Consider the following 12,269-nt stretch of genomic DNA (forward strand, 5'->3'; position numbering starts at 1 on the left):
TATGGTGAAGAACACCATAGTTGGCGAATGTCCAAGTTTCGATCTAAAAGCCCAGTTTCCGAAGCTGCTTCGGATCCCGCTGCCATTCCTTCGCGACCCGGACATGCAGGTCCAGATAGACCCTCCGGCCGAGCAACTTCTCGATCTCGGCGCGGGCCCGCGAACCGACGTCCTTGAGGCGGGCCCCGCGGGTGCCGATCACGATCGACTTCTGGCTGTCCCGCTCCACGTAGAGGTCCGCGAAGATCCTGGTCAGTTTGCCCTCGACCAGCATCTCCTCGACCAGCACCGCCATCGAGTGGGGCAACTCGTCGCGCACGCCCTCCAGCGCCGCCTCGCGGATCAGCTCCGCGATCAGCATCTGCTCCGGCTCATCGGTCAGCACGTCGTCCGGATAGAGCTGCGGCGATTCCGGCATGTGCTTGACCATGACGTCGGTCAGGATCTCCACCTGGTGCCCGGAGACCGAGCTGACGGGGACGATCTCGGCGAAGTCGTAGAGCTCGGCGACGTCGAGCAGCCGCTGCGCCAGGGTGGTCTGATCGACCAGGTCGACCTTGGTCACCACCGCGATGACCTTGGCCTTGAGCGCGCCGACCTCCGACGCGATGAACCGGTCGCCGCGCCCCACCGGCTCGTCCGCCGGGAAGCACACCCCGATCACGTCGACCTCGCTCCACACCTCATGGACCAGGTCGTTCAGCCGCTGGCCGAGCAGCGTCCGGGGGCGGTGCAGACCCGGCGTGTCGACCAGCACGAGCTGCGCGTCCGGCCGGTGCAGGATGCCCCGGATCACGTGCCGGGTGGTCTGCGGCTTGTTCGAGGTGATCGCGATCTTCTGCCCGATGATCGCATTGGTCAGCGTCGACTTGCCGGCGTTCGGCCGCCCGACGAAACAGGCGAAACCCGCACGGTAGACATCGTCTCGCGGTTTCCCGGCACTCGCGGCCTTGTGCCGGTGCACCTTCCGGAAAGACCCTTTCCCGGTACGCACGTCGCCGTCGACAACAACATCATCCCGTTCCGGGGAGCGCGCGGGCGGCACGGCCTTACCCGCAGGTTCGACACCGGTCCCGCCTCGACGGCCACCAGCGCCGCCCGCCGTCCGTTCACCACGGGACCGGTCGTCTCGCGCACCGGACGAACCGGCCGCCCGGCCGCCGGCGGAACCACCGCCACGGGTCCCCGGAGCACCGGGAATCCGGCCCCAGGTAGGAGCGCCACCACGCGTGCTCTTCGCACGGAAGTTCCTGCCCCCGGCGAGGCCGCCACCACGAGCGCCCGGCGCGCCGGAAGCCTTGTCCCCGGTAGCGCCGCCATCACGCGTACCCCCGGATCCGGAAGCCTTGCCCCCGGTGGAGCCGGCGCCGCGCGCACCCGCGGATCCGGAAGTCCTGCCCCCGGCGGAGCCGGCGCCACGCGTACCCGTGGGATCGGCCGTCCTGCCGCCGGTGGAACCGCCGCGCGCGCCGCCCGGCGTGCGTCCGCGGGGGTCCGCGCCCTGATCCGCGGCGCGCCGGGCCGCCCTGCGTTCCTGCCGCCGCTGCTCGTTGCGCTCGCCCGCCGTGAGGCGCCGCTCCTCGGGACCCTGAGCCATCACTGGGTGACCGTGCCGATGAGCGAGCCGTCGGCGCCCGCGACGTGGATCGGGGCGCTCACCGCGAGGTCACGCACCGCGGCGTGACCGGAACTCTCGAGTTCGGGAGCCTCGGTCACCACCGCGGCCGCCTCGATGAGGGTCGCCCCGGAAGCGGCGGCCTGGGCCACCGCGAGCTGCAACGCCGACAGGGTCAGGTGCGGGAGGGCCACTGACGCGGCCGCGTAGGTGCGGCCGTCCTGGTCGCGGACCGCCGCCCCCTCGGCCGCGCGCACCCGGGCGCGGGAGCTGCGCGCGAGGGTCACCAGCTTGGTGTCCTCGGCGCTCAGCGCGGCGCCGTCAGTGCCCGGAACGGCAATGGAAGTGGTCTGGTCAGGCATCGGCGGGCTGTCTTTCCTCGTTCTCGGCAACGTTCTCATCGTTCTCTGCGGACGGTGGTTCCGGCCGGACCCGGCGCACCAGCACCGAGTCGATCCGGTTCCGCCGGCCGGTGGTGCCTTCGGCGATCAGGTGCAGGCCACGCACCTCCGTTTTGGCGCCGGGAATCGGCACCCGGCCCAGCGTCTGCGCGAGCAGGCCGCCGACGGTCTCCACCTCGTCAGCGGGCAGCTCCACGCCGAACACCTCGCCCAGGTCCTCGATCGGCAGGCGGGCGGTCACCCGCACCGCGCCGTCGTCGAGGTGCTCGATCGGCGGGCGTTCCACGTCGTACTCGTCGGTGATCTCGCCGACGATCTCCTCGAGGATGTCCTCGATCGTGACCAGGCCGGCCGTGCCGCCGTACTCGTCGACCACGATCACCAGGTGGTTGCGAGCGGCCTGCATCTCCGACAGCAGGTCGTCGACCGGTTTCGACTCCGGCACGAAGTTGGCCGGGCGCATCGCCTCGGCCACCGCCTGCTCGGCCGCGGCCGGGTCGCCGTTCTGGGTGCGGCGGACCACGTCCTTGAGGTAGAGCACGCCCAGCACGTCGTCGACGCTCTCGCCGATCACCGGGATCCGGGAGAACCCGGACCGCAGGAACAAGAAGAGCGCCTGCTGGAGCGTTTTGGGCGCCTCGATCCACACCATCTCGGTGCGCGGCACCATCACTTCACGGGCGATCGTGTCACCCAGCGTGAACACCGAGTGGATCATCTCGCGCTCGCCGTGCTCGACCACGCCGCGCTGCTCGGCCAGGTCGACCAGCTCGCGCAGCTCCACCTGACTGCCGAACGGCCCTTCCGGGAATCCCTTCCCGGGCGTCACCGCGTTACCGATCAGGATCAGCAGTTTCGCCAGCGGGTTGAGGACCTTGCCCAGCCAGCGCACCAGCGGGGCGGTCGCCCGGCCCACCACGTAGGCGTGCTGGCGACCCACCGTGCGCGGGGCCACCCCCACCACGACGAAGCTGACCAGGGTCATCGCGCCGGCCGAGACGAGCGCCGCCTGCCAGCCGACGCCCCACGTGTCGACCGCGACCAGCGCCACCAGCGTGGTCGCGGTCAGCTCGCAGAGCAGCCGCAGCAGAAGCAGGAGATTGACGTAGCGGACCACGTCGGAGGCGACCGCGGCCAGGGCGCCGGCGCCGCGACGGCCCTCCCGGGCCAGCTCGGCGGCCCGGGCCTGCGAGACGGTCGCGAGCGCGGCGTCGGTCATCGAGGCCAGACCGGCGAGCAGCACCAGCAGGACGGCGAAAGTGATCAGCTGCAGGTCGGGCAGTCCCACCGATGCGGGAGCCGCCAGGAGTTGGGCGGGGTCCACGGCTCTGCCGGCCTAGGCCTTGCGTCCGGCGCGCCAGCTCTGGAGGAGCTTGTTCTGCAGGGCGAACATCTCGCGCTCCTCCTCCGGCTCGGCGTGGTCGTAGCCGAGCAGGTGCAGCGCGCCGTGCACGGTGAGCAGGTGCAACTCGTCCGCGGCCGCGTGACCGGCCACGGCGGCCTGTTTGGCGGCGACCTCGGGCGAGAGCACGATGTCACCGAGCAGCGCCGGCTCGCCGGCCCCGGACTCGCCGGGGCCGTGGTCGACGCTGCCCTCGTCCATCGGGAAGGCGAGTACGTCGGTCGGGCCGTCGCTGCCCATCCACCGGTGGTTCAGCTCGGCCATGTAGTCGATGTCGACGAGAAGGATCGACAGCTCGGCGAGCGGGTTGACCCCCATCTCGTCCAGGGCGTGCCGGGCAACCGCGAGGATCGCGTCGGTGTCGACCTCGACTCCCGACTCGTTGGCGATCTCGATGGACATAGTGGTGCGATTACCCCTTGCGAATCAGCGCCGGTGACCCGGTGTGCGGCCGCCACTGGCGGCGCGGCCCGGCACGGCGTGGACGGATTGTGCTGCCTGTTGCTCCTGCGACACGTCGAACCGCGCGTACGCGTCGACGATCTCGGCGACCAGCCGGTGCCGCACCACGTCGGAGCTGGACAGCTCCGAGAAGTGCACGTCCTCGACGTCACGCAGGATCTCCCGCACGATCTTGAGGCCACTGGTGGTCCCGCCGGGGAGGTCGACCTGGGTGACGTCACCGGTCACCACGATCTTCGCCCCGAACCCAAGCCGGGTCAGGAACATCTTCATCTGCTCGGGCGTCGTGTTCTGCGCCTCGTCGAGGATGATGAACGCGTCATTGAGCGTCCGGCCACGCATGTAGGCCAACGGCGCGACCTCGATGGTGCCCGCGGCCATCAGGCGCGGGATCGTCTCCGGGTCGAGCATGTCGTGCAGAGCGTCGTAGAGCGGTCGCAGGTACGGATCGATCTTCTCGGTCAGCGTGCCGGGCAGGAACCCGAGCCGCTCCCCCGCCTCGACCGCCGGCCGGGTCAGGATGATCCGGTTGATCTGCTTGGCCTGCAGCGCCTGCACCGCCTTGGCCATGGCCAGATACGTCTTACCGGTACCGGCGGGACCGATGCCGAAGACGATGGTGTTCTGGTCGATGGCGTCGACATACTTCTTCTGACCCAGGGTCTTGGGCCGGATGGTGCGCCCACGCCGGGACAGGATGTTGAGGGTGAGCACCTCGGCGGGACGCTCCGAGGTGTTCTCCTCGAGCATGCGCAGGGTGCGGCGGACGGCGTCGACGCTGAGCGTCTCGCCCTTGTCGATCAACTCGATCAACTCGGAGAAAAGGCGCTCGGCGGTCGCGTTCTCGGCCGGATCGCCGGTGATGGTGATCTCGTTGCCGCGGACGTGCACATCGCTGTCGAGATTGCGCTCGATGAGCCGGAGGATCTCGTCCTTGGCGCCGAGCAGGTTCACCATGATCTTCGGATCGTTCACCGAGATCTTGGTCTGCGCCCGCACCGGGCTGGACGAGCCAGTGCTGGAATCGTTCGGCGTACCGGTCATAGGGTGGCCCGGCGGGCCTCCGCCACCTGCTCTCTTCATCTTCGCCGCCCGACTCGGGCGGCTCGCTCAAGGATCGTGCCATCCTATCCGCTCGACCGCCCGCGCGCCGATGCCATTATCCCCGGTCCGTGTTGCCGGGCGGCGTGCTCAGCCGGGCCGGTCCGCGGGCTCCGGTCCGGCGGACGCCCAGCCGCCGTCGAAACCCTCCTGGCGCCGGGTGAACCGATAGGTGGCCCAGTGCATCCGGACGATCGCGCCACTCTCGTCGCGGGTGAGGCGCAGCAGCTCGCCGACCTCCCGCCCGGAGACGGTGCGCAACACGTCCGCCCGGTCCGGCAGCGGCTCGAAGACCGACGGCGGACGTCCGGCCGGCGCCTCGACGGCCCGGGCCCGCAGCGCGCCGTCGTGCCAGGTGAAGACGAACTCCATGCCCTCGCCCCACCAGCGGCCCAGCGCCGACCGGTACGCGACCGGCGCGGGTGGCCCGGCCCGCCAGGGTCTGATCTCGGCCGGGTCCAGGTCGGCCGCGAGCCGCAGCAGCTCGTGGACCAGCTCGTTGGTCTGCCCGGCGGTCCCGGAGGAGCCGAGGACGGCACAGCCGAGGGCGCCGGGGTTCCCGTCACCACCGCGGCGGCCGTAGACGCCGGCCAGGAAGCCGGGCATGGCGCCGTCGTGGCCGACGTGCACGATCCGTTTGCCCTCGGGCACCAGCATCAGGCCGAGCCCGAACCCCATGGCCCAGAGGCTCTCGTCGGTGGGGGTGAGCGGCCAGCGCATCTCGTCGAGGGTGGCGGCGGCGAGCACCGCGCCGGCCGGGTCGATGATCTCGGGGTCGGCCAGGAAGGCGGCCCACTTGGCCATGTCGCCGGCGGTGCTCCAGAGCTGGGCGGCGGGAGCGAGCCCGCCGACGTCGACCGGGGGCTCCGGGCGGGCCGCGTCGGAGAAGGCGTCGACCAGATAGCCGACGGCCGCCTCGGGTGGCACGGCGACCGTGGTGCGGGTCAGCCCCAGCGGCCGGAGGATCCGCTCGGCGAGGACTTCGTCCCAGGTGCCGCCGCGCAGTCTGGCGACGAGCTGGCCGAGGACGGCCAGGCCGAGGTTGGAGTAGTGGTACCGGCGGGCGTCGGGCAGGACCCGCTCGGCGCGGTCGAGTTCGGCGAGCATGCGGCCGGCGTCGGGGGCGATCAGGGTGTCCCAGATGTCGCCGTACGGCTCCCGCTGGAACCCGGCGGTGTGCGAGAGGAGCCGCCGGATGGTGGCGTCGCCGTGCGCGGGCACGTCGAGGTAGGCCGAGAGCGGCTGGTCGAGGTCGAGCAGTCCGTCGTCGCGGGCCTGCATGACCAGGACCGCGGTGAACGTCTTGGTGACCGAGCCGATCCGGAACCGGGTGTGCTGGCCGAGCGGGTGGGCGGGGTTGCCGGAGTCACCGACGGTGAAGACCCAGGGCTCCCGGTCGGCGCGGTGCAGGGCGACCGAGAGGGCCGGGATCCGGCCGTCGGCCTGGGCCCGGCGAGCGGCGCGTTCGTAGCGAGGGGTGGGCGCGCTCACGAACGGGCCAGCATCGGGCCGAGCGGCGCGCCCCCGACGACGTGCGCGTGCACGTGGAAGACCTCCTGGCCGCCGTGCCTCCCGGTGTTGAAGATGACCCGGAAGCCGTCGGCGGTCAGGCCCTCGATCGCGGCGACCTCCGCGGCGGCGGCGAGCACGTCGGCCGCCGCGGCCGGATCGGCGGCGAGCGCGACCACGTCGGCGTGGTGGGCGACCGGGATCACCAGCACGTGGGTGGGCGCCTTCGGGTCGATGTCACGGAAGGCGAGGGTGGTGTCGGTCCGGTGCACGATGGTGGCCGGGATCTCGCCGGCCACGATGCGGCAGAACAGGCAGGAGTTTTCCACCTGATGGATCTTATGGTCCTCCGGTGGGCTTAGATGGGTCCCGGATCCTCAGACACACTCTTGGGAGCGCTCTCATGACCGATCTCGACGATCTCGTCCGGCAACTCAGCCTGGAGGAGAAGGTCTCCCTGCTGACCGGACAGGACTTCTGGTCCCTGCCGGCCATCCCCCGGATCGGCCTGCGCTCGCTGGTCATGTCGGACGGCCCGGTCGGTGTCCGCGGCACCGGCTACGCCCCCGACGATCCGTCGGTCGCCCTGCCCAGCCCGACCGCGCTCGCCGCGACCTGGGACGTGGCCCTGGCCCGCCGCGCCGGCCGTCTGCTCGGGCAGGAGTCCCGGCGCAAGGGCGTGCACCTGCTGCTCGGCCCCACGGTCAACCTGCACCGCACCCCGCTCGGCGGCCGGCACTTCGAGTGCTATTCAGAGGACCCGCTGCTCACCGGGGAGATCGCGGTCGGCTTCGTGCACGGCGTCCAGGAGCACAACGTCGGCACGACGGTGAAGCACCTGGTCGGCAACGACTTCGAGACCGACCGGATGAGCGTGGACGTGCGGATCCCGGAACGGGCGCTGCGCGAGCTCTACCTCGCCCCGTTCGAGCGGGCCGCGGACGCCGGTGGGTGGGGCGTGATGAGCGCGTACAACGGGGTCAACGGGGCGCCGATGGCCGCGAACGGGCGCATCCAGGACGAGATCCTCAAGCGCGAATGGGGCTTCGACGGGGTGGTCGTCTCGGACTGGCGGGCCGCCCGGGACACGGTGGCGTCCGCGCTCGGCGGGCTGGACATCGCGATGCCGGCGATGGACAACCCGTGGGGGCCGGCGCTCGTGGAGGCGGTGCGGTCGGGTCTCGTGCCGGAGGATGTGATCGACGACAAGGTGCGGCGGGTGCTGCGGCTCGCGGCGCGCACCGGAGCCCTCGACGGGTACGACCTCCCGGCCGAGCCCCTCGACGACGACGGGGACGCGGTCGCGCACGCCGTCGCGGTGGGCTCGTTCGTGCTGGCCCGCAACGACGGCGCACTCCCGCTGGAGTCCGGCGCCCTGTCCCGGGTGGCGGTGATCGGCGCGCTGGCCACCGACGCGCGAGTGCTCGGCGGCGGCAGCGCCCAGGTCACCCCGCGGCACGTCATCTCGCCCCTGGACGGGCTGCGCGCGGTCCTTCCGGGGGTCGACGTGGCGTACGCGACCGGCGCCGACCCGCGGCCGTTCCTGCCCGCCGCGCAGGGCCCCGACTGGGCGCCGTTCCGTTTCACGATCGAGGAGAACGCGTTCCCGGTCGAGGCGGCGAGCATCCGCTGGATCGGTGACCCGCCCGGAGGCCTCGACGTGGCCGGCATCACCAGCCTGGAACTGCGCACCGAGATCACCCCGTCGGAGAGCGGCGAACACGTGCTCGCGATCTCCGGTTTCGGGGCGTTCGAACTGGCCGTCGGCGGCGAGAAGCTCTACCAGGGGTCGCTGCACCCGCCCGGCACCGGCCGCGCCGACCTGCTGCTGCACCCGCGCGAGGAGCGGTTCACGGTCACGCTGGAGGCCGGCGTGCCGGTGCCGGTGGTGCTGCGGCAGTCCTTCGAGCCCGGCACGGCGCACTCGGTGTCCACCACGCTCGGTCACCGGCCGCCCGGACCGGACGACGACGGGCTGATCGCCGAGGCGGTCGCCCTGGCCGCGGGATCAGACGTCGCGGTAATCGTGGTCGGCACCACCGAGCAGGTCGAGTCGGAGGGCTTCGACCGCACCTCGCTGGCCCTGCCCGGCCGTCAGGACGAACTCGTCGCCCGGGTCGCGGCGGCCAATCCCCGGACGATCGTGGTGGTCAACGCCGGCTCGCCGGTGCTGCTGCCCTGGGCGGACGAGGTGGCGGCGGTGCTGCTCACCTGGTTCCCCGGGCAGGAGGCCGGCGCCGCGCTCGCCGACGTGCTGCTCGGCGTCGCGGAGCCGGGCGGGCGCCTGCCGACCACCTGGCCGCGCCGGGAGGAGGACTGCCCGGTCCTCGAGGTGCGCCCGGCGGACGGCGCCCTCCCCTACGACGAGGGGATCTTCATCGGCTACCGGGGATGGTCGCGGCAGGCTGCCGATCCGCTGTTCGCTTTCGGTCACGGCCTGGGTTACACCGAGTGGTCGTACGACCACCTGGCCTGCTCCGGCTCCGAGGCCCGCGTGACCGTCACGAACACCGGCTGGCGCGCGGGCCGTGAGGTCGTGCAGGTGTACCTCTCGCCCGGCACGGACTCCCTGCCCTCGGACGGCGGGTCCCCGGCCCCGGACCCCGGGTCGCCGGTGGAGCGGCCGGAACGCTGGCTGGCCGGGTTCGCGACGGTGGACGCCGAACCGGGCGAGTCCGTCACCGTGACGATCCCGATTCCCCAGCGGGCCTACCAGGTGTGGAACGACGGTTGGCAGACGCTCCCGGGCACCTACACGGTGATCGCCGCCCACGCCCTCGACGACCCGCGCCGCTCCGTCGAGATCACGGTCTGACCGTCACCGGGGCGGGACTGAAGAGTCCCGCCCCGATTAGGTTGACGGCCATGACTACGCGCGAACGTGCACAGATCTTCGGGGAACTGGCCGAGGAGTACGACCGGATCCGGCCCGGCTACCCGGCCGAGTTGGTGACCGACATCCTGTCGCTGGCCGGTCCCGGCCCGGTGCTGGAGGTGGGTGCGGGCACCGGCAAGGCGACGGCGCTGTTCGCCGCCCACGACATCGACCTGACCTGCCTGGAACCGGACCCACGGATGGCCGCCGTCCTGCGCCGCACGGTTCCCGGCGTCCCGGTGATCGAGTCGACGTTCGAGGACTGGACGCCCGGCCGGGGTCACGGCCTGCTCGTCAGCGCCCAGGCCTGGCACTGGGTCGACGCGGCCCGCCGGCACGAACTGGCGTTCGCCGCCCTCGCGCCCGGGGGCCTGCTCGCCCCGTTCTGGAACGTCTTCCTGCTCCCTGACCAGACGCTGTACACCGCCCTGGCCGAGGTCGACGCCCGGCACGGCCTGGTCGGCAATCACACCCCGCACTCCATGCGCCCCGACGACCTCCCGGCCGAACCTGTCCCGTTCGCCGAACAGTGGCCGGAACTCACCGGCATCGAGGACCTGTTCACCGACCTGCGCACGCTGAGTTATCGCTCGGCCCGCTCCTACCCGTCGGCCGAGTACCGCGCGCACCTCAACTCGATCTCGATCTACCGGATGCTCGACGACGAGCTGCGCGAGACGGTGCTCGACGACACGATCGCGGTCCTCGACGCCCACGGCGGCACGATCGACTTCGCCGTCCACACCTACGTGGCGCTCGCCCGCCGCCCCGTCTGAACCTCGGCTGTCACCAGCGGTTCAGGCGGGCAGAGAGTACGGCGAGGGCGGCCACACCGGCGGTCGAGGTGCGCAGCACGGCGGGTCCCAGGCGCACCGGCACGGCGCCCGCCTCCCGGAACGCGTCCAGTTCCGGGTCGCTGATCCCGCCTTCGGGGCCGACCACCAGCACGATCTCCCCGGCATCCGGCAGCGTGACCGCGGTCAGCCGCTCGGTGGCCTCCTCGTGCAGCACGAACGCGGCCGCCGCCTCGTCCAGCCGGGCCGCGACCTGCTTCGTCGAGCAGTCCGGGTCGCCGGCCACCACCGGCAGCCACGGCCGGCGGGCCTGCTTGGCCGCTTCCCGGCCGGTCGCCGCCCACTTGTCGCGCGCCTTGAACCCACGGTCGCCCCGCCACTGCGCCACCGACCGGGACGCCGCCCACGGCACGATCTCGTCCACGCCGACCTCGGTCATCGCTTGCACGGCCAGCTCGCCACGATCGCCCTTGGCGATGCCCTGCACCACGACCAGGCGCGGGTCGGTGACCGGCTCCTGCCGGCGGCCGGTGACCGTGACGTCGACACTGCCACGCCCGACGGCGGCCACTTCGCCGAACGCGGTGCCGCCCCGCCCGTCGGCGAGGATCAGCGCCTCGCCCACGCGCAGGCGCTGCACGGTGGCGGCGTGATGGCCCTCCGGCCCGTCGAGCGTGAACGTCGATCCGGAGGGCAGGCTCTCGACCAGGAACAGCGGCGCGGACATGCCCGCACGCTACCGAACCGATCGCGCGCACTCGCGCCGCACCGGGGCGGCCGCACTGACCGAATCCGGACACGGGCGCCTATGCCGTCACCGGCCTTCCCGGGGATGCCAGGAAAACCTCAAACGAGCAACAGAGCGCTTGGATCGTACGAAATCAGGCTTTTGATCTTGAAGTTGGTGTGCCGGTTCCACGCGGTCCGCCGCGCGGAACCGGAACGGTGACGCGGACGAACCTAGTGGCCGTTGAAGGCGTCGCGCATGCGGCTGAAGAAGCCGCCCTGCTTGCTCAGCTCGGCCACGTCCTCGCCGCGGGTCTTGGCGAAGTCGCGGAGCATGCGCTCCTGGTCGGCGGTGAGCTTGGTCGGCGTCTTCACGTCGAGGTGCACGAAGAGCTCGCCGCGGCCCTGGCCACGCAGGTGTGGGACGCCCTTGCCGCGGATGCGCAGCGTGCTGCCCGGCTGAGTGCCCGGTTTGACCTCGATGTTCTCTTCGCCGTCGAGGGTCTTGATGGTCATCCGGGTGCCGAGGGCCGCCGCCGTCATCGGCAGGGTGACGCGGCAGTGCAGGTCGTCGCCCTTGCGGGAGTAGACGTCGTGCGGGCGCTCGTGGATCTCCACGTAGAGGTCGCCGGCGGTGCCGCCGCCGGGGCCGACCTCACCCTGCTGGGCGAGGCGGATCCGCATGCCGTCCTCGACGCCCGCCGGGATCTTGACGGTGAGCGAACGGCGGGTCCGGATGCGGCCGTCACCGGCGCAGGTCGGGCAGGGGGTCGGGATGACCGTGCCGTGCCCCTGGCAGTTCTGGCAGGGCCGGGAGGAGACCACCTGGCCGAGGAAGGTGCGCTGCACCGACTGGACCTCACCGCGGCCCGAGCAGACCTCACAGGTGGCCAGGTGGGTGCCGGGCGCGGTGCCGGCGCCGGAACACTGAGTGCAGAGCACCGCGGTGTCGACGGTGATCGGCGCTTCCACGCCGAAGGCGGTCTCGACCAGGTCGAGTTCCAGGCGGAGGATCGCATCGGCGCCGGGGCGCGTGCGTGGCCGCGGGCCACGGGAGCCGCCGCCGGCGGCCGTGCCGAAGAACGCGTCCATGATGTCCTGGAAACCGACGAACGGGCCGGCGCCACCGGCACCACCGGGCATGCCGCCACCGGGCGCGAGCGGGTCACCGCCCAGGTCGACCATCTGCCGCTTCTGCTCGTCGGACAGAACCTCGTAGGCCGCGTTGATCTCTTTGAACTTGTCGTGCGCCTCCGGATCCGGGTTGATGTCCGGGTGGTACTGCCGAGCCAGTTTCCGGTAGGCGCGCTTGATCTCGTCGTCGGTGGCGTCCCGGCTCACACCGAGAATTCCGTAATAGTCCTTGGCCACGGGGTTTGGAGTC

11 protein-coding genes are annotated in these 12,269 nt (G+C 71.8%); 2 read left to right on the plus strand and 9 right to left on the minus strand.

Annotated features, from left to right (window positions below; genetic code table 11):
• Positions 1-43: 43 nt before the first annotated feature.
• The 7 genes from era to QLQ12_RS06500 form a co-directional block, all read right to left on the minus strand.
• The gene (gene era / locus QLQ12_RS06470) at positions 44-964 is read right to left on the minus strand and encodes a GTPase Era (protein ID WP_282757796.1); all 921 of its coding nucleotides are present in this window, start codon (positions 962-964) and stop codon (positions 44-46) included.
• Between the two features lie 632 nt (positions 965-1,596).
• Positions 1,597-1,977, minus strand: a complete 381-nt coding sequence (locus QLQ12_RS06475; RefSeq protein ID WP_282757798.1) for a cytidine deaminase — start codon at positions 1,975-1,977, stop codon at positions 1,597-1,599.
• Positions 1,970-3,340, minus strand: coding sequence for a hemolysin family protein (locus QLQ12_RS06480; RefSeq protein ID WP_282757800.1), 1,371 nt, complete (start codon positions 3,338-3,340; stop codon positions 1,970-1,972). The genes QLQ12_RS06475 and QLQ12_RS06480 overlap by 8 nt, the downstream gene beginning before the upstream one ends.
• A gap of 12 nt (positions 3,341-3,352) precedes the next feature.
• Positions 3,353-3,820, minus strand: coding sequence for an rRNA maturation RNase YbeY (ybeY, locus tag QLQ12_RS06485; protein ID WP_282757802.1), 468 nt, complete (start codon positions 3,818-3,820; stop codon positions 3,353-3,355).
• A gap of 24 nt (positions 3,821-3,844) precedes the next feature.
• A complete protein-coding gene (locus tag QLQ12_RS06490) occupies positions 3,845-4,924 on the minus strand; it encodes a PhoH family protein (RefSeq protein WP_282757803.1) in 1,080 nt (359 codons plus the stop codon).
• A 147-nt stretch (positions 4,925-5,071) separates the two neighbouring features.
• The gene (locus tag QLQ12_RS06495; protein ID WP_282757804.1) at positions 5,072-6,472 is read right to left on the minus strand and encodes a serine hydrolase domain-containing protein; all 1,401 of its coding nucleotides are present in this window, start codon (positions 6,470-6,472) and stop codon (positions 5,072-5,074) included.
• Positions 6,469-6,819 (minus strand): HIT domain-containing protein, encoded by a 351-nt coding sequence (locus tag QLQ12_RS06500; RefSeq protein WP_282757806.1) that lies wholly within the window; start codon positions 6,817-6,819, stop codon positions 6,469-6,471. The genes QLQ12_RS06495 and QLQ12_RS06500 overlap by 4 nt, the downstream gene beginning before the upstream one ends.
• Before the next feature lie 74 nt (positions 6,820-6,893).
• On the opposite strand from QLQ12_RS06500, the gene QLQ12_RS06505 reads away from it, so the two are divergent.
• Both QLQ12_RS06505 and QLQ12_RS06510 read left to right on the plus strand, forming a co-directional pair.
• Positions 6,894-9,305, plus strand: a complete 2,412-nt coding sequence (locus QLQ12_RS06505; RefSeq protein WP_282757807.1) for a glycoside hydrolase family 3 protein — start codon at positions 6,894-6,896, stop codon at positions 9,303-9,305.
• Between the two features lie 50 nt (positions 9,306-9,355).
• Entirely contained in the window at positions 9,356-10,141 is a 786-nt protein-coding gene (locus tag QLQ12_RS06510; RefSeq protein ID WP_282757808.1) for a class I SAM-dependent methyltransferase, read from the plus strand.
• 10 nt (positions 10,142-10,151) lie between these two features.
• Here QLQ12_RS06510 and QLQ12_RS06515 read toward each other — a convergent pair whose 3' ends face one another.
• Together QLQ12_RS06515 and dnaJ are read right to left on the minus strand one after the other, a co-directional pair.
• Positions 10,152-10,886: a 16S rRNA (uracil(1498)-N(3))-methyltransferase gene (locus tag QLQ12_RS06515; RefSeq protein WP_282757810.1), complete on the minus strand. Its 735-nt coding sequence runs from the start codon at positions 10,884-10,886 to the stop codon at positions 10,152-10,154.
• Between the two features lie 233 nt (positions 10,887-11,119).
• Positions 11,120-12,256: a molecular chaperone DnaJ gene (gene dnaJ / locus QLQ12_RS06520; protein WP_282757812.1), complete on the minus strand. Its 1,137-nt coding sequence runs from the start codon at positions 12,254-12,256 to the stop codon at positions 11,120-11,122.
• Positions 12,257-12,269: the final 13 nt, after the last annotated feature.

The organism is Actinoplanes sandaracinus, assembly GCF_030009775.1.
In the GTDB taxonomy this organism is placed as follows: Bacteria; Actinomycetota; Actinomycetes; order Mycobacteriales; family Micromonosporaceae; genus Actinoplanes; species Actinoplanes sandaracinus.